Here is a 20323-nt window from a genome sequence, read left to right as displayed (position 1 = left end):
TCTCTCTGGGCCCCACACAGGTGGGGCTGTGTCTTGTGGTCCGCGATTCCGGTGTGATCCGGCCCGCGGATGGCGGGCGCCCGATCCGGGGCGAACTGGTGGTCCGCTCGCCGAGAATATGGGCTCCGGCCATTGTCCCACACCCGCCGGCGATCCGTTGCCGCGCGGAGCGGTGGGAAGACAGATGCGCCCGCCGGACACGGGGCCGACGGGCGCATTCAGCGCGGGCGCTGGTGGGGAACCCGGATCAGAGGTCGGGGAACCACAGTCCGATCTCGCGGGCCGCGGACTCCTCGGAATCGGATCCGTGGACGAGGTTGAACTGGGTCTCCAACCCGAAGTCGCCGCGGATGGACCCGGGCGCGGCCTTGTCCACCGGGTCGGTCCCGCCGGCGAGCTGGCGCCAGGCGGCGATCGCGCGGGGGCCCTCGACGACACCGGCCACGACCGGACCGGAGGTGATGAACTCGAGCAGATCGCCGTAGAACGGACGCTCGGAGTGCTCGGCGTAGTGCTCGGCCGCGGTCTCCTGGGGCACGTGGCGCATGTCCATGGCCACGAGCCTGAGGCCCTTGGCCTCGATTCGCGCGAGGATGGTCCCGGTCAGGCCTCGCTGGACGCCGTCGGGCTTGATGAGGAAGAAGGTTCTCTCGGTCACGGCCGCAATGCTACAAGTACCCGGATCCCGTCAGTCGTGTTGGCTGGGGAGGTAACCGGCAGCCATCCTCCGGGACAGGTCCCGCCGAAGATAGAGGATGTACGCCCACACCGCCGCGAACATCAGACCGCATACCCCCATCGACCAGTGGACGGCCCACCCGGCCACCGCCAGTCCGGCGAGAGTGAGGTTCATCGGGATCGCCCAGGGCCGCCGCTGCAGACCACTGGCCACGACCATCGCCACCGCCAGGAGGCTGACGAACCACACCTTCCAGGGTTGGAAGTGCTCTCCGTCGTCCACCCGGGCGATCACCGTGAGCACCAGTCCGATCACGATGGCCTCGAGGATCAGTGTCCCGGCCATGATCCCCCGCAGGCCCTTCCACGGATCCACCGAGGGTTCGTGGGCCGTGGCCCCCGGATCGACGGAACCGGTGTCGGTCACTGTGCGTCCTTTCCGAACAAGCTGCGGGCGGCCCCCGCGGTCACCACCGACCCCGTGACGAGCACGCCGACTCCGGAGACGTCGTCGTCGGCGGTCGGGTCGGGAACCCCCACCAGGTCCAGCGCGGCGCTGATCGCCTCGGGCAGGGTGTCCACCACGTGGACCCGCTGGGCGGTGAACCGGTCCTCGGCGATGCGCGCGAGGTCCTCGAGCGCCATCGCCCTCGGCGATCCGGTCCTCGTGACGACGACCTCGTCGACCACCGGCTCGATGGCCGCGAGGAAGGCGTCGGCGTCCTTGCCGTCGAGCATCGCGACCACGGCGACGAGACGTCGGAAGTCGAACTCGGAGGTGACCGCCTCGGCGAGTGCGCGCCCGCCGTGTCCGTTGTGCGCGGCGTCCACCAGCACCGTCGGGCTCGAGCTGAGGCGCTCGAGCCGGCCGGGGTTGTCCACGGCGGCGAATCCGGCGCGGATGAGCTCGGGGTCAAGCGACCTGTCCGGGCCCGCTCCGAAAAACGCCTCGACGGCGGCCAGCGCGGTGGCGGCGTTCTCGGCCTGGTGCTCGCCGAACAGCGGGAGGAACACCTCCGGGTACTCGCCCCCGAGACCGCGCAGGGTGAGCTGCTGTCCGCCCACCGCCAGGCGACGCTCGACCACGTCGAACTCCGAGCCGAGACGCGCCACCACCGCGCCCACCTCGACCGCCCGACGCAGCAGCACCTCCATCGCCTCGGGCTCCTGCCGACCGATCACCGCCACCGGGTCCCTCGGGAGCAGATCGTCCCCGGCCACGGGCTGGATGATCCCCGCCTTCTCCCCCGCGATGGTCGCCAGGTCGTCGCCGAGGTAGTCGGTGTGGTCCAGGCCGATCGGGGTGACGACGGCGACGGCCGGCCGCACCACGTTGGTGGCGTCCCAGGTCCCGCCCATGCCGGTCTCCACCACGGCCACGTCGACCGGGGCGTCGGCGAAGGCCGCGAAGGCCATCGCGGTGAGCACCTCGAAGTAGCTCATCCGGGGACCGCCGCCGGACTCGGACCGCTGGTCCACCAGTTCCAGATACGGCTGCAGCTCGCGGTAGGTGTCCACGAACAGACGCGCCGGGACGGGCTCGCCGTCCAGGGCGATGCGCTCGGTGACGGTCTGGAGGTGCGGGCTGGTGTTGCGCCCGGTGCGCTGGTGCAGTGCCCGCAGGAGGGCGTCGATCATCCGGGTGACCGAGGTCTTGCCGTTGGTCCCCGCCACGTGGACGACCGGATAGGCGTGCTGCGGATCCCCGAGGACACCGGTGAGCTCCGCGATCCGGTCCAGGCTCGGTTCGAGGCGGGTCTCCGGCCACCGGGTGGCCAGTTCCTCCTCGACCGCCGCGAGCTCGGCGGTGTCGGCCTGCCACTCGGGGCTGCCGACCTCCGGGATCGGGCGCGGCTCCTGGCGGTCCTCGCCGTCCTCGTCACCGGGCAGCGGTCCGCCGAGGGAGACCCCGGAGACCAGGCCCTCCTCGCCGAGCAACTCGGCGACGTCCTCCTCGGTGGGGGTGTCCCAGCCCTCGTCCGGGTCGTGGGGCTCGAGCCACCGATGACCCGCCATCAGGCGGTGCTCCCGGCCGGGAGGCCCTCGAGTCGGGCGGAGATCCGGCTGACCTCGTTCTCGGCGAGATCCCGGCGCGCGCGGATCTTGTCCACCACGTGGTCGGGAGCCTTGCCGAGGAACGCCTCGTTGCCCAGCTTGGCGCCGGTGGTCTCCAGCTCCTTGCGCGCGGCCGCGAGGTCCTTCTCCAGGCGTCGACGCTCGGCGGCCAGGTCGATGGTGCCGGAAGTGTCGATCTCGACCCCCACAGTGGACAGCCCCAGCCGGACCTCCAACGAGGCGGTGGCGGTGAAGTCGTCCCCGGCCGGGGTGATCCGCGCGAGCGAGGCCACCTGGTCGAGCAGGTCGGCGGGCAGATCCGCCCGGTCGACCCCGGTGACGCGCGCGGGCACCCGCTGGCCGGGCTTGAGTCCCTGGTCGGAGCGGAAGCGGCGGATCTCGGTGACGAGGGTCTGGGCGTCGGCCACCCGGCGCACGGACTCCGTGGCCCCCTCTGCCGGGGCCACGTCGGAGGGCCAGTCCGCGACCACCACCGAGTCGCGTCCGGTCAGGGCCGTCCACAGCACCTCGGTGACGAACGGGATGACGGGATGCAGCATCCGCAGCACCACGTCGAGAACGTGTCCCAGCACGAGCCGCGTGTGATCGGCCCGCTCGGACCCGCGCGCCTCGTCGTCGCTGCCGAACTGGACCTTGGCCAGCTCCAGGTACCAGTCGCACAGCTCGTCCCATGCGAAGTGGTACAGGGCCTCGCAGGCCTTGGAGAACTCGTAGCGGTCCAGCGCGTCGTCGACGGAGACCCGCACCTCGCCGAGGCGCTGGAGGATCCAGCGATCAGCGTCGGTGAGCGCGACCTCCGCCGGGAGCTCGCCCACCCTCGCGCCGTTCATCAGCGCGAACCGCGTGGCGTTGAAGAGCTTGGTGGCGAAGTTGCGCGATGCCTGGGCGGAGTCGTCGCCCACGGACAGGTCGCCACCCGGGTTCGCACCCCGGGCCAGGGTGAAGCGCAGGGCGTCGGCGCCGAAACGGTCGACCCAGTCGAGCGGGTCGATGCCGTTGCCCTTGGACTTGGACATCTTCTGGCCGTGCTCGTCGCGGACGAGCCCGTGGAGGAACACGTCGGTGAACGGAACCGTGCCCGGGGCGGCCCTGTCGCCGGTCAGGGTGCGACCCACGAAGGTGCCGAACATCATCATCCGGGCCACCCAGAAGAACAGGATGTCGTACCCGGTCACCAGCACGGACGTGGGGTAGAACCGCTCGAGGTCCGCGGTCCGGTCGGGCCAGCCCATGGTCGAGAACGGCCACAGTCCGGAGGAGAACCACGTGTCGAGCACGTCCGTGTCCTGCGTGTAGCCGGCGGGCGGCTCCTCGCCCACGCCCACGCAGACCACCTCGCCGCCCGGCCCGTACCAGATGGGGATGCGGTGGCCCCACCACAGCTGGCGGGAGATGCACCAGTCGTGCATGTCGTCGACCCAGTCGAACCAGCGCGGTTCCTGACTCTTCGGGTGGATCACCGTGTCACCGTCTCGCACGGCGTCTCCCGCCATCCGGGCCAGTTCCTCGACCCTGACCCACCACTGCAGGGACAGCCGGGGCTCGATCGGCTCACCGGATCGCTCCGAGTGTCCGACGGAATGCAGGTACGGGCGCACCTCCTTGACGATCCGGCCCTCGGCGGCGAGGTCCTCGCGGATCACCCTGCGCGCCTCGAACCGGTCCATCCCGTCGTAGCGGGTCCCCGTGTCGGCGATGCGGCCGGCCGCGTCCATGATCGTGGGCATCGCCAGCCCGTGGCGCTGGCCGATCGCGAAGTCGTTGGGGTCGTGCGCGGGCGTGACCTTGACGGCCCCCGTCCCGAACTCGGGATCGACGTGGTCGTCCGCCACGACGCGCAGGGTCCACCCGTCGCGGAACGGGTGCTCGATCTCGGTGCCCACGAGGTGGGCGTACCGCGGGTCCTCCGGGTGCACGGCGATCGCCGTGTCGCCCAGCATCGTCTCGAGCCGGGTCGTGGCCACCACGAGGTGCGGCTGCGAGTCGTTCATCGAGCCGTAGCGGAAGCTCACCAGCTCGCCCTCGACATCCGCGTACTTGACCTCGATGTCCGAGATCGCGGTCTGGAGTGTGGGCGACCAGTTGACCAGCCGCTCGGCGCGGTAGATGAGCCCCCGGTCATAGAGCTCTTTGAAGATTGTCTGCACCGCGCGGGACAGTCCCTCGTCCAGGGTGAACCGCTCACGCGACCAGTCGACGCCGTCGCCGAGCCGCCGCATCTGCTCGCCGATGGTCCCGCCGGACTCACGCTTCCACTCCCAGACTCGTCCGATGAACGCCTCTCGCCCGATCTCGTGGCGGTCGATCCCCTCGGCGCGGAGCTTGCGGTCCACGAGGGTCTGGGTGGCGATCCCGGCGTGGTCCATGCCCGGAAGCCACAGCACCTCGAAGCCCTGCATGCGCTTGCGGCGCGTGAGCACGTCCATGAGCGTGTGGTCGAGTGCGTGCCCCATGTGCAGGTTTCCGGTGACGTTGGGCGGCGGGAGAACCACCGAGTACGCGGGTTTGTCGCTGGAGGGGTCGGCCTCGAAATAACCGGCCTCGACCCAACGCTGATACAGCTCGGACTCGACCTCGCCGGGGTTCCAGGAGGCGGGGAGCAGATCCGCGCGGTTGTTCTCGGGGCCGGGAGTCGCTGCTGTCGTCACCCGACCATCGTAGGCCGTCCGCACCGGGGTCCCGCACACGCGGGCCGGACCCCGCCCCCCGGGGTCAGTCCGTCAGGTTGAGGGCGTGCACGGCGTCGCGCTCGGAGACCAGTTCGGCCACCGAGGCGTCGATGCGCGCGCGTTGGAAATCGTCGATCTCGAGACCCTCGACCACCTCCCATTCCCCGCCACGGCTGCGGCACGGCAACCCGGTGACCACACCCGGGACCGTGCCGTAGTGCCCCTCGGAGGGCAGCGCCACCGTGGTCCAGCTCTCCCCCGGGGTGCCGTGCACCCAGTCGTGCATCTGATCGACGGCGGCACCCGCGGCCGAGGCGGCCGACGACGAACCCCGCACGGCGATGATCTCGGAACCCCGGTTCGCGACCCGCGGGATGAAGGTGTCGGTCAACCACTCGCGCTCGAGTCCCGCGGTCACGGGTTCACCCGCGCGGGTGAGATAGGAGACGTCCGGGAACTGGGTGGCCGAGTGGTTGCCCCACACCACGACCCCGTCGAGTTCGGCGACGGGGGCGCCCAGGCGGGCGGCGAGCTGACTCAGCGCCCGGTTGTGGTCCAGCCGCATGAGGGCGGTGAAGCGGCCGGCCGGGACGTCCGGGGCGTGCCGGTGAGCGATGTAGGCGTTGGTGTTGGCGGGGTTGCCCACCACCACCACGCGGATGTCGTCGGCGGCCCCGTCGTTGATCGAGCGGCCCTGGTCGCGGAAGATGGCACCGTTGGCGGTCAGCAGGTCTGACCGCTCCATGCCCTTGCCGCGAGGCATCGCTCCGACGAGGAAGGCGGCATTGGCGCCGTCGAAGGCGACGTCCGCGTCGTCGGTGATCTCGATCGAATCGACCAACGGAAGAGCGCAGTCCTCGATCTCCATCGCCACCCCCTCGGCTGCGGCGACCGCGGTCGGGACGTCCAACAACCGCAGCCTGACCGGGGTGTCGGGGCCGAAGACCAGACCGGACGCCACTCGGAAGAGCAGGGAGTAGGCGATCTTTCCGGCGGCACCGGTGACGGTGACGGTGACCGGGGCGGAGGAGCTCATACGCAGGGACCTTCCTCTGGCGACGACGGGGTCGGTCCCCACAGTAGTGAGGAATGTGCCCCCTGTTGACCGCCCGAGCCGTCGTACACCCGTTGTTCGCCCCGGGGCCCGCCAGTGGTGTGCGATCGGCGGTGTGCAATCGGCGGGGTGTGGTCGATGGCTGAAGCCGACCGGGGGTCGGCCTCGCCCGCCTTTGTGTGACGCGGCAGCTCCCACCCGTCGTACGGTGGACCGTGCGTCCCACACGCCACGCGGGCCCGACCGGTCCCCCGACCCCCAGGAAAGGACACACCCCATGCCCGCCACCCTGTCTTGTCAGGTCAGCGGCCCGCGGCCGGAGAACGCCCCGGTCGTCGTCCTCCTCGGGTCCCTCGGTTCGGACCGGTCGATGTGGAACGCCCAGGTGCGCGACCTGGCCCGGGACCACACCGTGATCGCTGTCGACCACCGTGGCCACGGCGGCTCGGATGTGATCCCGGGGCCGTGCACGATCGCCGACCTCGCCGGCGACGTCCTGGCTCTGCTCGACACCCTCGGCGTGGACCGCTTCCACGTGGTCGGACTCTCCCTGGGAGGAGCCCTGGCCCAGTGGCTCGCTGTCCACGAGCCCACCAGGGTCGGGTCCGCGGCCCTGCTGTGCACGGCCGCGAGGTTCGGTAAGCCCTCGGCATGGGTCGAGCGGGCTGCCGCCGTCCGCGACGGCGGAACCGGTGCCGTCGCCGACGCGGTGGTGGCGAGGTGGATTACCCCCCGTCGCGCCCGACAGGACCCCGCACTGGTGGATTCTGTCCGCGAGATGATCCTGGCGACCAGCGCCGAGGGGTACGCCGCGGCCTGTGACGCGCTGTCGGGCTGGGACGGGCGCGCCGACCTCGGCCGGATCACCTGCCCCACCCTGGTGATCGCCGGGGACGAGGACCCCTCCACACCGCCCGACGTGGTCCGCGAACTCGCCGCCGGGATCCCGGGCGCCGAGTTCCTGACCCTGTCCCCCGCCGCCCACGTTCCCACCGTGGAGATCCCCGACCGCGTGACCGCGGTCCTCCGCTCGCACCTGTCCACGCACGCCACCGCGTGACGGCGGAGGACGGAGAGCTCTCGGCACCGCCGGCCACCATGAGGAGAACCCATGCGCGACATCGTCATCTGCCACCCGCTCCGCACCCCGGTCGGACGTTTCGGCGGGGTCTTCCGTGAGCTGGACGCGAACGCCCTGGCGACCTCGCTGCTCACGACGCTCGTCGAGCGCACCGGCCTGACCGGGGCCGACGTCGACGACGTGATCCTGGGCCAGGGTTCACCGGGCGGCGAGGGCCCCGCCATAGGTCGGATCGCGGCCCTCGACTCCCCGCTCGGCGTCGAGGTGCCCGGGATGCAGCTGGACCGGCGCTGCGGCTCGGGCCTGCAGGCGGTGATCACCGGCGCCCTGCAGGTGGCCTCAGGCGGGGCGGACCTCGTCATCACCGGCGGAGTCGAATCAATGAGCCAGGTGGAGTTCTACGCCACGCCCTCGCCCCGCTGGGGCATCTCCGGCGAGGGCGTCTCCCTGGTCGATCGCCTCGGTCGCGCCCGCACCACGGTCGGTGGCCGCTCCCACATCGTCGACGGGGGGATGATCGAGACCGCCGAGAACCTCCGCCGCGAGTACGGCATCAGCCGGGAGGAACAGGACCGGCTGGCCGTGCAGTCCCATCAGCGCGCGGTCGCCGCCCAGATGTCGGGGGTGTTCGCCGAGGAGATCGTTCCCGTCACCGTCCCGCAGCGCAGGGGCGCCGACCTCGTCGTCGACACCGACGAGCACCCCCGCGCCGACACCTCGGTCGAGGCCCTCTCGGGCCTCCGGGCGATCATGAGCCGGACCGACCCCGAGGCCACCGTCACCGCCGGCAACGCCTCAGGACAGAACGACGGCGCCGCGATGTGCATCGTCACCACAGCCGACAGGGCGTCCGCCCTCGGGCTCACACCGCTCGTCCGTCTCGCCTCGTGGGCCGTTGCGGGTGTGGCGCCGGAGACCATGGGCATCGGCCCCGTTCCCGCCACCGCCAAGGCCCTCCACGCGCTCGGACTCACCCTGACTGACATCGACGTGATCGAGCTCAACGAGGCCTTCGCCGCCCAGGCGCTGTCCGTCATGCGGGAGTGGGACATCGATCCCGCCTCGGAGCACCTCAACCCCCACGGCTCAGGGATCTCGCTCGGCCACCCCGTCGGAGCGACCGGCGCCCGGATGCTCACCACACTCTCCCGCGAGATGGTGCGACGCGATGCCCAGTGGGGGCTGGAGACGATGTGCATCGGCGGCGGTCAGGGGCTGGCCGCCGTCTTCGAACGCGTCTGAGCCTGACCCGACCCGGTGCAGCCTAGGCCGACTTCTCCCGGGGCTCGGACTCGGAGAAGGGGACGATCGTCGGCAGCACGTTGTGCCGCACCGTCTCGCCGGTGACCACCACGCGCGCCACGTCATCCCGTCCGGGGATGTCGTACATGACCGGGAGGAGAACCTCCTCCATGATGGCACGCAGCCCGCGGGCGCCGGTGCCCCGCAGGATCGCCTGGTCGGCCACGGCCTCGAGGGCGTCCTGGGTGAACTCCAGCTCGACGCCGTCCATCTCGAACAGCCGGGCGTACTGCTTGACGAGCGCGTTCTTGGGCTCGCTGAGGATGTTGACCAGCGCCTCGCGGTCCAGGCTCGTCACGGTCGCCACGACCGGGAGGCGACCGATGAACTCGGGGATCAGCCCGTACTTCACCAGGTCCTCCGGCATGACCTCGCTGAAGTTCTCCGTCGTGTCGAGGCTCGTCTTGCTGGCGACCTCGGCCCCGAAGCCCATCCCCTTCCGGCCCACGCGGTCACCGACGATCTTCTCCAGACCCTGGAAGGCCCCGGCGACGATGAACAACACGTTGGACGTGTCGATCTGGATGAACTCCTGGTGCGGGTGCTTGCGACCACCCTGCGGCGGCACTGACGCCTGCGTGCCCTCGAGGATCTTCAGCAGCGCCTGCTGGACACCCTCGCCGGACACGTCGCGGGTGATCGACGGATTCTCGGCCTTGCGGGCGATCTTGTCGACCTCGTCGATGTAGATGATGCCCATCTCGGCGCGCTTGGTGTCGTAGTCCGCGGCCTGGATGAGTTTGAGGAGGATGTTCTCCACGTCCTCGCCGACGTATCCCGCCTCGGTCAGCGCGGTGGCGTCGGCGATCGCGAACGGGACGTTGAGCATCTTGGCCAGCGTCTGGGCGAGATACGTCTTGCCACACCCGGTCGGCCCCAGCATGAGGATGTTGGACTTGGCCAGTTCCACCGCGTCACCGCGGCCGAGCGAGGCCCCCACGCGGATGCGCTTGTAGTGGTTGTAGACGGCCACCGCGAGGTTGCGCTTGGCCGCGTCCTGCCCCACCACATACTCGTCGAGGAAGGCGTGGATCTCCGCCGGCTTGGGCAACTCGTCGAGCGCCGATTCCTGCGAGTCCTCGACCTCGGACTCGATGATCTCGTTGCACAACTCGATGCACTCGTCGCAGATGTAGACCCCCGGACCGGCGATCAGCTTCTTGACCTGCTTCTGGCTCTTTCCACAGAAAGAACACTTCAACAGGTCGCCGCTCTCGCCCACACGTGCCATGAGTTCTACGTCCTCGCATTCCAGGGGGCCGGATTCACACCCCGTAGTCGACGGTACGCGGGAGGGACGACAATTCCGACCCGTCGCGCGATGAGGTTCATTGGACCTGACGGCGCACCGCAACCCTCCACGGCGCGCCGCCCGGGCGTCAGTTGGTCGCCGACAGTTTGCGGTAGTCGAACACGGTGTCGATGATCCCGTAGTCCTTTGCCTCCGCGGCTGTGAGGATCTTGTCCCGGTCGGTGTCCTTGCGGATCTGGTCCGCCTCGCGACCGGTGTGCCGGGCCAGGGTCGTCTCCATGAGGCGTCGCATGCGCTCGATCTCCGCGGCCTGGATCTCCAGGTCCGAGACCTGCCCCTGGATCCCGCCGGTGGCGGGCTGGTGGATGAGGATGCGGGCGTTGGGCAACGCGGCCCGCTTGCCCTTGGTGCCCGCCGCGAGCAGGACCGCGGCGGCCGAAGCCGCCTGCCCCAGGCACACCGTCACGATGTCGGGACGCACGTACTGCATCGTGTCGTAGATCGCCATGAGCGAGGTGAACGAGCCGCCCGGCGAGTTGATGTACATCGTGATGTCGCGGTCCGGATCCTGGCCCTCGAGGACGAGGAGCTGGGCCATGATGTCGTTCGCCGAGGCGTCGTCGACCTGGGTGCCCAGGAAGATGATCCGCTCCTCGAAGAGCTTGTTGTACGGGTTGGACTCCTTGACGCCGTAGCTCGAGTGCTCGACGAAGGACGGAAGGATGTAGCGCGAGGTCGGCAGTGAGGTCATCGGTGACTCCGTGGTGGTGTGCGGGGCGGGCTGGGCTGCGGGAGCGCTCCCGTGGGCGACGGGGTCGATGATCACGACGGCGAGGTCCCTCCGGTCTGGGAGGCACGGGCGATCACGTGGTCGACGAACCCGTATTCCTTGGCCTCCTCCGCGCTGAACCACCGGTCGCGGTCCGAGTCCTCGGTGACCTGCTCGAAGGACTGGCCGGTGTGGAAGGCGATGAGCTCGGCCATCTCGCGCTTGGTGGCGGCGAACTGCTCGGCTTGGATCGCGATGTCGGCGGCCGAGCCGCCGACCCCGGCGGAGGGCTGGTGCATCATGATCTTGGCGTGCGGCAGGGCGTACCGCTTGCCCTTGGTGCCCGCGGTGAGCAGGAACTGCCCCATCGAGGCGGCCAGACCCATGCCGTAGGTCGCGACGTCACACTCGACGAACTGCATCGTGTCGTAGATCGCCATCCCCGCCGTCACGGAACCACCGGGCGAGTTGATGTACATGGCGATGTCGCGGGTGGGGTCCTCCGCCGCGAGCAGCAGGATCTGCGCGCAGAGGCGGTTGGAGATGTCGTCGTCCACCTGGGAACCCAGGAAGATGATCCGCTCCTGCAGGAGACGCTCGTACACCGAGTCGCCGAGGGTCAGCCCATGGGATCCGGGCGAGCTGAGGGCGGGCTGCGTCGAACCGGGCTGTGCCGCTGAACCGTTCTGGGCCACGGGGTACCTACCTTCGCTGATCGTCTCACCGCTCCCGCGGTGCCCGACCGACCGGCGGCCGGGTATCCGTTACGTCAAACAGTAACCAACGCCCACGGCCGAACCGTCCCGACGGGGCGGGTGTTCGCTCTCAGCGTCGGCGTCGGCGTCGGCGTCCGCGGCCGCCACCGCGGGCACCGGGTGCACTGCCACCGCGAACGACGGAGCCGGGGACCACCGTGAGGTGATGCCCGGCTCCGGGGGTGGTGCAGGTGAGGACCGTCAGGCGTCGTCGCCCTTGCCGTCGGTGTCCGCGGCGTCGGTGGACTCGGCGGCCTCGTCCGAGTCGGCGGAGTCGGCGGAGTCCTCCTCGCGAGACCCGAAGAACTCGGTCGTGTCGACCGTGTTGCCCTCGGTGTCCGTGACGTTGGCCTGGACGATGACGTCCGCCAGCGCCTTGGAACGGCGCACGTCGGAGAACAGCGAGCCGAGCTGGCCGGCCTGCTGGATCTGCTGCACGAACTGGTTCGGGTCCATGCCATAGCGCTGGGCCTGGAACATGATGTGCTGCGTGAGCTCCTCCTGCGAGACCTCGGTCGAGGCCTCCTCGGCCACGGCGTCGAGCAGGAGTTGGCTGCGGATGGCGCGCGCGGCGCCCTCGCGGGTCTCCGCCTCGAAGGTCTCGCGGTCCGTGCCCTCGGCGGCCAGCGCCTGGTCGAGGATCGCCGGGTCCCCACCGAACTGGTCGATGAGCTGGTGCATCTGCGCGTGCGCCTCGGACTCGACCAGGGACTCGGGAGTCGGGATGTCGGTGGCCTCGATCAAGGCGTCCAGGACCTTGTCGCGGATCTCGCCCGCGAGGCCGGCCCTGGCCTGCTGCGCCACCTTCTCCGTGAGGTCGGCCTTGAGCTCGTCGAGGGTGTCGAACTCGCTGGCCATCTGGGCGAACTCGTCGTCGGCGTCGGGCAGCTCGCGCTCCTTGACGGACTGGACGGTCACGGTGATGACCGCCTCCTTGCCCGCGTGCTCGCCCGCGACGAGGGACGAGGTGAACTCCTTGGACTCGCCGGCCTTGAGGCCCTCGGCCGCGTCGTCGAGTCCTTCGATAAGCGTGCCGGAGCCGAGCTCGTAGGACAGACCCTCGGTCGAGGCGTCCTCGACCGGCTCACCGTCGACGGTGGCGGCGAGGTCCACCGAGAGGAAGTCACCCTTCTCGGCACCACGCTCGACGCCCTTGAGGGTGCCGAAGCGGGCGCGGAGGTTGTCGAGCTCCGTCTCCACCGCCGCGTCGTCGGCGGCCGGGGCCTCGACGGTGACCGCCAGCTCCGAGTAGGCGGGCAGGGTGATCTCCGGGCGCACGTCCACCTCGGCGGTGAACTCCACGACGTCGCCGTCCTCGAGCTTCGTCACCTCGATCTCCGGCTGGGCCAGGACCTTGAGATCGTGTTCGTCGACGGCCTGGCCGTAGCGGGTCGGGATCATGTCGTTGATGACCTGCTCCAGCACCGCCGGGCGGCCGATCCGCGCCTCGAGGAGCTTGGCGGGGGCCTTACCCGGACGGAAGCCGGCGATGTTGACCTGGCCGGCGAGCGACTTGTAGGCCTTGGCGAAGTCCGGCTCGAGCTCCGCGAACGGCACCTCCACCGTGACCTTGACCCGGGTCGGGTTCAGCTGCTCGACAGTGCTCTTCACGGTGATGATCTCCTAGGAAAGTCGTGTGGGATTCGTATTTCGGGCTCCGCTGGTCGGGATGACAGGATTCGAACCTGCGACCCTCCGCTCCCAAAGCGGATGCGCTACCAAGCTGCGCCACATCCCGGTGAGTCGCGCGACCGACCGCCCGCGCCGCACGCGGAGAACCTGCCGGGCCGCCAAACCAACTCGGCCAGTGTACGACAGTGCCGCATCACGGCAGATTCCGCGTTGGCGGGCCGGGAGTTGGGGGTGCCGCACCGGTCCGGTAGTGTGATCACCGCGCGAGCGAGCCCCGGGGGAAACTCTAGGTCAGCCGCCGACGCGGGCGTAGCTTAATGGTAAAGCCCCTGCCTTCCAAGCAGGCTACGCGGGTTCGATTCCCGTCGCCCGCTCCACACGACGACTCGCGACGCCCTCCCGGCGCTCCCGAGGATGGCGTCTCGCGGTAGCGCCTGCTCGATCAGATCCCAGCCGCTCCTCGTAATGGCGTCTCGCGGTAGCGCCTGTTCGATCAGATCCCAGCCGCCCCTCGGCATGGCGTCTCGCAGGCACTTCGGTACCCGCGAGACGCCGTCGCGACGTGCGGCTGCGAAATGGTCGCCCGCTAACCGGCTGACCCGCCCGCCCGCGGCTGCGACTCGGCGGCGGGTTCAGCGCGGCCGTCCCGGCTGGCAGGTCGGACACCAGAATGCTGGCAGGTCGGACACCAGAAGAGGGTCCGCGCCTCCAACGTCTGCAGGGCGATCTCGTCGCGGCACACCCGGCACTGCCAGCCGTCCCGTTGATAGACGTAGTTGCGCGGTCGGTCGGCACCACGTCGGGGCACGTCCCCGTGGTCGTGCTCCGGGCGGATCGTGTGGATGGCGCCGGTCTCCACCCCCACCTCCATCAACTGCACCAGGTCGTCCCAGATCGCGCGGAACTCGCCCTCCGTTAGCCGCGAGCCGGCGCGGAACGGGTCGATACCGTGCCGGAACAGCACCTCGGCGCGGTAGACGTTCCCGACTCCGGCCAGGACCTTCTGGTCCATGAGCAGCGCACCTATCGGCCGCGCACTGCGGGAGATGCGCATCCAGGCCGACTCGGGATCGGCGTCGGGATCCAACGGATCGGGGCCCAGACGGCCTCGGACCTCGGCCACGCCCGCCTCGTCGATGACCTCGCACCTTGTGGGCCCGCGGAGGTCCACGCAGTGCACCGGCCCGTCCTCTGCTTGCGACCCCGCGCCGACCGCCTCGTCGCGGACCGAGCCGACCCGCATCCGCACCTGCCCGACCGGTGCCGGGGGCTCTTCCCCCTGCGGCACCAGGTGCGTGTCGAAGAACCCGTAGAGCCCGAGGTGGATGTGGACGGCGACGCCGCCGACGTAGTGGTGGAAGAGGTGCTTGCCGACGGCCGTGGCGCGGTCGAAGTAGCGCCCGTCGACGACGACGTGGTCGGCGAACCGCCCCTGTGGGCTCGAGACGCGGACCGGCCCGCCTGCGAAGTACTCGGTGTGCAGGCGGGCCAGCCGGTGGAGGGTGTGCCCCTCAGGCACTGGAACTCAGGCGCCGGGGACCGGCGGGGCCTCGTGGGTGCGCTCGTACTCGGCGAGGATGTCGATGCGCCTCTGGTGACGCTCGGCCTCCGACCAGCTCTGGTCGAGGAACGCGTCGACGATCGCCAGCGCCTCCTCCTGAGAGTGCATCCGCCCGCCGATACCGATCAACTGCGCGTTGTTGTGCTCGCGGGCCAGGCGGGCGGTCTCGACGCTCCACGCCAGTGCGCAGCGGGCGCCGGGGACCTTGTTGGCCGCGATCTGCTCGCCGTTGCCGGATCCGCCCAGCACGATCCCGAGGCTGCCCGGGTCCGCGACGACCTTGCGAGCCGCGTCGATGCAGAAGGCCGGGTAGTCGTCCTCGGCGTCGTAGGTGTGGGCACCGCAGTCGACCACCTCGTGGCCGGAGGCCGTCAGGTGCTCGGCGATGACGTTCTTGGTCTCGAAGCCGGCGTGGTCCGCTCCCAGGTAGATGCGCATGGCGGCGATTCTGCCACGCTCGGCACCCGCCGCACCCCCGGGCCTTCAGTCGAACTGCGGCGCCTCGGTGCGGCTGCGCTTGAGCTCGAAGAAGTAGGGATATCCGGCGAGCAGGGCCGCGCCGTCGAACACCTTGCCCGCCTCCTCGCCGCGCGGGATGCGTGTGAGGACGGGTCCGAAGAAGGCCACGCCGTCCACGTGAACGACCGGGGTGCCGACCTCGTCGCCCACCGGGTCCATGCCGCGGTGGTGCGAGGCGCGCAGCTCGTCGTCGTACTCATCGGTCGCCGCCGCGGCGGCGAGGCCCGCGTCCAGTCCGGCGGCCTCGAGCGCCTCGGTGATCACGGTGGGGTCGTCGATCCCCCGGCCCTGATCGTGGATGCGGGTGCCGAGCTCGGTGTACAACCGGCCCAGGACCTCCTGACCGTGACGTTGCGCGGCGGCGATCGCCACGCGGACCGGGCCCCAGCCGAGCCGCATGTGCTCGAGGTATTCCTCCGGCAGGTCGCGGCCGTCGTTGAGGACGGACAGGCTCATCACGTTCCACGTCAGATCGATGTCGCGGACCTTCTCCACCTCGAGGATCCAGCGGCTGGTGACCCACGCGAAGGGGCACAGGGGGTCGAACCAGAAGTCGACGGAACGGCGGGCGGTGGAATCGGAGGATGTCATGGCCCCATCCTCCTCGTCAGGGTCGCCGACTGCCACCCCGCCCCGGGTGGTAGGACTGGGGCCACCACTCACGCCCAGGAACCGAGGACCTCCCGATGCGCTCGCTCAATCTCACCCGTTCCGACGCCGCCGCCAGGGCGGAGCTGATCGACGTGGATACCTACGAGGTGGACCTGGACCTCACCGACGGCTCCGGCGGGCCGGGAAGCGGGATGTTCCGGTCCCGCACGGTCGTCCGGTTCACCTGTTCTCGGCCCGGGGCGGAGACGTTCATCGACCTGAGGTCGGCGCGGATCCGGTCGGTGACGTTGAACGGGCTGACCCTCGAGAACGGGGAGTACGACGACGAGGTGGGGCTGACGCTGCCCGATCTGCAGGAGACCAACGAGCTCATCGTGGACGCCGATCTGGCGTACACCTCCACCGGCGAGGGCCTGCACCGCATGGTCGATCCCGTGGACGGGGAGGTCTATCTCTACACGCAGTTCCAGACCGCCGACGCCAAACGGGTGTTCGCCTGCTTCGACCAACCCGACCTCAAGGCGCGCTACACGCTGACCGTCACGGCCCCCGCCTCCTGGGTCGTGGTGTCCAACACCCCGGCCACCGAGTCCCCTGGCGGGTCGGGAGCGGTCGTTCACCGATTCGAGCAGACGGAGGTCCTCTCGACCTACCTGGTGGCCCTGATCGCCGGCCCGTACCACGTGGCGGAGGACTCCTACACCGACGAGCACGGGACCATTCCTCTACGCCTGCTGTGCCGGGGGTCGCTCGCCGAGCACCTCGACGCCGACCGGCTGTTCGCCGAGACCAAGGAGGGTTTCGGTTTCTACCACCGCGAGTTCGGCATGCCGTACGCCTTCGGCAAGTACGACCAGATCTTCGTACCCGAGTTCAACGCGGGTGCCATGGAGAACGCCGGTGCGGTGACGTTCCTCGAGGACTACGTCTTCCGCTCCCGCGTCACCGGATACCGCTACGAACGCCGCAACGAGACGATCCTGCACGAGATGGCCCACATGTGGTTCGGCGACCTGGTGACCATGCGTTGGTGGGACGACCTGTGGCTCAACGAGTCGTTCGCGACCTTCGCCTCCGTCCTCGCCCAGGTCGACGCCACGCAGTACACCGACGCCTGGACCACCTTCGCCAACGTCGAGAAGGCGTGGGCGTACCGGCAGGACCAACTGCCCTCCACCCACCCAGTCGCGGCCGACATGACGGACCTGGAGACTGTCGAGGCGAACTTCGACGGGATCACCTACGCCAAGGGCGCATCCGTGCTCAAACAGCTGGTGGCGTATGTGGGGCGCGAGCCGTTCCTGGCGGGCCTACGCGCCTACTTCGCCGAGCACGCCTTCGGCAACGCCGAGTTCGGCGATCTCCTGCGGGCACTCGAGGCGTCCTCCGGTCGCGACCTGTCCGACTGGGCCGCCCAGTGGTTGCGGACCACCGGCATCAACCCGATCTCCGTGGAGGTGAGCACCGCCGCCGACACCCCGGGGACGATCTCGGAGCTGACCGTCGTCCAGGGACCGGCCGCCCCCGGTGCCGGGGAACTACGCACCCACCGCCTCGGCGTGGGTCTCTACAGCCGTGATGAGTCGGGGGCACTGGTCCGGACCACGTTCGCCGAATTGGACGTCGACGCCGAGCGCACGACCGTCCCGGAAATGGCCGGGCTCCCCGTGCCCGACGTGATCCTGCCCAACGACGCGGACCTGACGTACTGCTCGGTGCGGCTCGACGAGCGCTCGCTCGACACCGTTCTCGGGTCGATCGAGGACGTGACGGATTCCCTCGCCCGCACCCTGTGTTGGTCCGCGCTGTGGGAGATGACCCGGGACGCCCGGCTTCCGGCTCGCCGGTTCGTCGAGGTGGTCACCCGCGCGGCCCCGCGAGAGCCCCACATCGGGGTGGTCCAGCGCGTGCTCGCCCAAGCTCAGACCGCGCTGGCGAGGTACGCCGACCCGGACTGGGCGGCCGCCACCGGGTGGCCCGAGTTCTCCGCCGCGATGCTCACGGCGGCCCGGGAATCGGAGGCGGGGTCCGACCACCAGCTGGCGTTCCTCGCCGCCCTGTGCAGTTGCCCGGTGGGTGCCGACCAGGCGCGCGTTCTCGCGTGCCTCCTCGACGCGGGACCTGACGAGGCAGGCCTGCCCGGCCTGACCCTCGACACCGACCTGCGGTGGACCGTCCTCACCGCGCTCGTGGCCGCCGGCGCCGAGACCACCGACCGGATCGACGAGGAGTTGGCGTCGGACGACACCGCCGGGGGCGCCCGGCGGGCGGCCACCGCCCGCGCCGCCCGGCCCACCGTCGGCGCCAAGGAGGAGGCCGAGGCGCTGCTCACCGCGACCGGTGACGACGCACCGAGCAACGCGCTGGTGCGTGCCACCCTGCTGGGCGTCGACCTGCCGGGCCAGGAACACCTGCTCACCGGGCTGTGCGAGCGCTACCTGGACGATGTGACCGGGCTGTGGAAGGCGCGATCCGGCGACCTGGCCAAGACCGTCGCCGCCGGGCTGTTCCCCGCGTGGTCGGTGGACGCCGAGACCGTGGCCCGCTTCGACGCCGTGATCGCGGACGCCTCATACCCGGCCGGCCTGCGCAGGATCCTCGCCGAGCAGAACGCGGACCTCACCCGCGCTCTGAAGGCCCGCGCCGTGGATGCGGCGGCCGCCGGCTGAGTCGGACTCATCGAGAACGCGCCGGGCACCTGAGGGTTGACTCGAACGGACCCGTGAGTGAGGTACCCGCCGCGGAGAGGGCCGACCCCGGCGACCCCCTCCACGTCGCCGCACCCTTCTCCGGTGTGGTCACCATCACCGTCGGAGTCGGCGACGAGATCGAACCCGGCGGCACCGTCGCCACCATCGAAGCCATGAAGATGGAGGCCGCGATCACGAGCCCCGGAGGCGGGACCGTCGACCGCATCGCCATCAACACGGTCGGGCAGGTCGAAGCCGGCGATCTGATTGTCGTGCTGACCTGACCGCACCGCCCGGTGCGGAACCGCAGCATTCCGGGTGTGTCCCCGGACATCACTTGACCTTTGCCACATCTTTGGATGATGATTTCGTCAGCAATGACGGAATCATCTCGAGCGGCGAACGCCGGTGCGACTCGTGAGACCAGGACGGGCCGATGACGCTTCGACACTCTCTCCTCCGGACCGCCACCCACCGTGGGGCGCCGGTGGTCGACGTCGATCTGTACGGCGACGAGGTGATCGACAGACCGCACGAGGTGTACAGCAGAATCCGGGACGCGGGCCCCGTCGTCTGGCTCCCGCGTCATCGGATGTTCGCGATCGGCCGGTTCGACGACGTTCGGCTGGCCCTACGCGACGATGCGACCTTCCGCAGTGGCAGAGGCGTGGCCGCCAATCCGGTCGCCAACACTCTCGGGCACTACACCACGCTCGCGAGTGACGACGACACGCACATGACCCGTCGGATGATCCTCATGCAGTCTCTGACCTCGCGTGCGATACGTCCGTCGCTGCCCACAATGGAGCAGGAGGCCGCGGACACCGTCGACCGGCTGTTGGCACAGGATCACTTCGACGGCATCGCCGACTTCGCGACCCGCCTGCCGGTCCAGGCGGTCGCCGAACTGGTCGGAGTGAAGGTGACCCCGGAGCAGATGCTCAACTGGGGCCAGTCGACGTTCGACGGTCTCGGTTCAGCGAACCGGCGTGCGCGTGGTTCACTCCGCGGATCGCTCGGCCTGTTCCTCTACACGTTGGCGGTCGGCCGCCGGAACGTGACACCCGGCGGGTGGGCGTCGACGGTCCTCGATGCCGCTGACCGGGGAGAGATCGGCCGAGTCGAGGCCAAGAACATGATCATCGACTTCGTCGCACCGAGTCTGGACACCACGATCCTGTCGACCGGCCAACTCCTCTGGAGCCTGGGGACGACTCCCGGGCTGTGGGAACGGCTGCGGCGAGACCCGGACCTGATCCCGACAGCGGTGGTGGAAGCAGTGCGGATAGCCTCGCCGGTCCGGTCGTTCACCCGATCCGTCGCCGCGCAAACCGAGCTCGGTGGGGTCCAGCTGCGCCCGAGGGACCGTGTCGCGGTGGTGTTCGCCTCCGCCAACAGCGACGAGCGGCACTTCCACAACCCCGAGGAGTTCTCGCTGGAGTGGCGTGGGAGCAATGTCGGATGGGGGCACGGCGTGCACACCTGCGTCGGCATGCAACTGGCGAAGCTGGAGATGCAGACCTTGCTGCGGGCAATGGTCCCGCGCGTCTCGTCCATCGAGGTCAGCGAACCCGAACTGCTGCGCAACAACTGCCTTCAGGGCTTCGAGTCCTTCCGGGCCTCGTTCCGCTGAGTGAACGCCGTCCGCCTCAAGCGGGCGGTACATGACCATC

Annotated in this window: 16 protein-coding genes, 2 tRNA genes and 1 pseudogene; 6 read left to right on the top strand and 13 right to left on the bottom strand. The window is 69.9% G+C overall.

The window, feature by feature from the left end; genetic code table 11:
* Positions 1-247: 247 nt before the first annotated feature.
* From ndk to CT688_RS05530, 5 genes are all read right to left on the bottom strand, one after another.
* A complete protein-coding gene (gene ndk, locus CT688_RS05550; RefSeq protein WP_107756082.1) occupies positions 248-658 on the bottom strand; it encodes a nucleoside-diphosphate kinase in 411 nt (136 codons plus the stop codon).
* A gap of 30 nt (positions 659-688) precedes the next feature.
* Positions 689-1105: a DUF4233 domain-containing protein gene (locus CT688_RS05545; protein WP_107756081.1), complete on the bottom strand. Its 417-nt coding sequence runs from the start codon at positions 1103-1105 to the stop codon at positions 689-691.
* Complete coding sequence (locus tag CT688_RS05540; RefSeq protein WP_231750510.1) at positions 1102-2694, bottom strand: folylpolyglutamate synthase/dihydrofolate synthase family protein; 1593 nt, start codon at positions 2692-2694, stop codon at positions 1102-1104. The genes CT688_RS05545 and CT688_RS05540 overlap by 4 nt, the downstream gene beginning before the upstream one ends.
* A complete protein-coding gene (locus CT688_RS05535) occupies positions 2694-5402 on the bottom strand; it encodes a valine--tRNA ligase (protein WP_107758026.1) in 2709 nt (902 codons plus the stop codon). Before CT688_RS05535 ends, CT688_RS05540 begins: the two co-directional genes overlap by 1 nt.
* A 64-nt stretch (positions 5403-5466) precedes the next feature.
* Positions 5467-6459 (bottom strand): malate dehydrogenase, encoded by a 993-nt coding sequence (locus tag CT688_RS05530; protein WP_107756080.1) that lies wholly within the window; start codon positions 6457-6459, stop codon positions 5467-5469.
* 295 nt (positions 6460-6754) lie between these two features.
* On the opposite strand from CT688_RS05530, the gene pcaD reads away from it, so the two are divergent.
* Together pcaD and CT688_RS05520 are read left to right on the top strand one after the other, a co-directional pair.
* Positions 6755-7537: a 3-oxoadipate enol-lactonase gene (pcaD, locus tag CT688_RS05525; RefSeq protein ID WP_107756079.1), complete on the top strand. Its 783-nt coding sequence runs from the start codon at positions 6755-6757 to the stop codon at positions 7535-7537.
* A 51-nt stretch (positions 7538-7588) separates the two neighbouring features.
* Positions 7589-8800 carry an acetyl-CoA C-acetyltransferase gene (locus CT688_RS05520; protein WP_107756078.1) on the top strand — a complete coding sequence of 404 codons (1212 nt, stop codon included), beginning with the start codon at positions 7589-7591 and terminating at the stop codon, positions 8798-8800.
* Between the two features lie 22 nt (positions 8801-8822).
* Here the strand turns inward: CT688_RS05520 and clpX are convergent, their stop codons facing one another.
* From clpX to CT688_RS05495, 5 genes are all read right to left on the bottom strand, one after another.
* Complete coding sequence (clpX, locus tag CT688_RS05515) at positions 8823-10091, bottom strand: ATP-dependent Clp protease ATP-binding subunit ClpX (RefSeq protein ID WP_107756077.1); 1269 nt, start codon at positions 10089-10091, stop codon at positions 8823-8825.
* A 148-nt stretch (positions 10092-10239) separates the two neighbouring features.
* Positions 10240-10863 (bottom strand): ATP-dependent Clp protease proteolytic subunit, encoded by a 624-nt coding sequence (locus tag CT688_RS05510; protein WP_107758025.1) that lies wholly within the window; start codon positions 10861-10863, stop codon positions 10240-10242.
* A 71-nt stretch (positions 10864-10934) separates the two neighbouring features.
* On the bottom strand, positions 10935-11576 hold the full coding sequence (locus tag CT688_RS05505; protein ID WP_107756076.1) for an ATP-dependent Clp protease proteolytic subunit: 642 nt from the start codon (positions 11574-11576) through the stop codon (positions 10935-10937).
* Positions 11577-11837: 261 nt separating this feature from the next.
* Positions 11838-13247 carry a trigger factor gene (gene tig, locus CT688_RS05500; protein WP_107756075.1) on the bottom strand — a complete coding sequence of 470 codons (1410 nt, stop codon included), beginning with the start codon at positions 13245-13247 and terminating at the stop codon, positions 11838-11840.
* Between the two features lie 50 nt (positions 13248-13297).
* Positions 13298-13374, bottom strand: a tRNA-Pro gene (locus tag CT688_RS05495).
* A gap of 197 nt (positions 13375-13571) precedes the next feature.
* On the opposite strand from CT688_RS05495, the gene CT688_RS05490 reads away from it, so the two are divergent.
* Positions 13572-13645: transfer RNA gene (locus CT688_RS05490), tRNA-Gly, on the top strand.
* A 296-nt stretch (positions 13646-13941) separates the two neighbouring features.
* On the opposite strand, the pseudogene CT688_RS05485 reads toward CT688_RS05490, so the two are convergent.
* The 3 genes and pseudogenes from CT688_RS05485 to CT688_RS05475 all read right to left on the bottom strand — a co-directional run.
* Positions 13942-14787 (bottom strand): annotated as a pseudogene (locus CT688_RS05485) (Fpg/Nei family DNA glycosylase); the annotation flags it as partial.
* Between the two features lie 6 nt (positions 14788-14793).
* A complete protein-coding gene (locus CT688_RS05480; RefSeq protein ID WP_095718433.1) occupies positions 14794-15267 on the bottom strand; it encodes a ribose-5-phosphate isomerase in 474 nt (157 codons plus the stop codon).
* A 45-nt stretch (positions 15268-15312) separates the two neighbouring features.
* On the bottom strand, positions 15313-15939 hold the full coding sequence (locus CT688_RS05475; RefSeq protein ID WP_107756074.1) for a DsbA family protein: 627 nt from the start codon (positions 15937-15939) through the stop codon (positions 15313-15315).
* 95 nt (positions 15940-16034) lie between these two features.
* Between CT688_RS05475 and pepN the strand changes: the two genes are divergently transcribed.
* From pepN to CT688_RS05460, 3 genes are all read left to right on the top strand, one after another.
* Entirely contained in the window at positions 16035-18629 is a 2595-nt protein-coding gene (gene pepN, locus CT688_RS05470; protein WP_107756073.1) for an aminopeptidase N, read from the top strand.
* A 125-nt stretch (positions 18630-18754) separates the two neighbouring features.
* The gene (locus CT688_RS17670) at positions 18755-18934 is read left to right on the top strand and encodes a biotin/lipoyl-containing protein (protein WP_370446332.1); all 180 of its coding nucleotides are present in this window, start codon (positions 18755-18757) and stop codon (positions 18932-18934) included.
* 152 nt (positions 18935-19086) lie between these two features.
* On the top strand, positions 19087-20283 hold the full coding sequence (locus CT688_RS05460) for a cytochrome P450 (protein WP_107756072.1): 1197 nt from the start codon (positions 19087-19089) through the stop codon (positions 20281-20283).
* The last annotated feature ends 40 nt before the right edge of the window (positions 20284-20323 follow it).

The sequence above is a fragment of the Dietzia sp. JS16-p6b genome (genome assembly GCF_003052165.1).
Lineage (GTDB): Bacteria > Actinomycetota > Actinomycetes > Mycobacteriales > Mycobacteriaceae > Dietzia.
The sequence above is the reverse complement of the archived record's forward strand: the minus strand, read 5'-3'. Positions and strand labels throughout refer to the sequence as shown.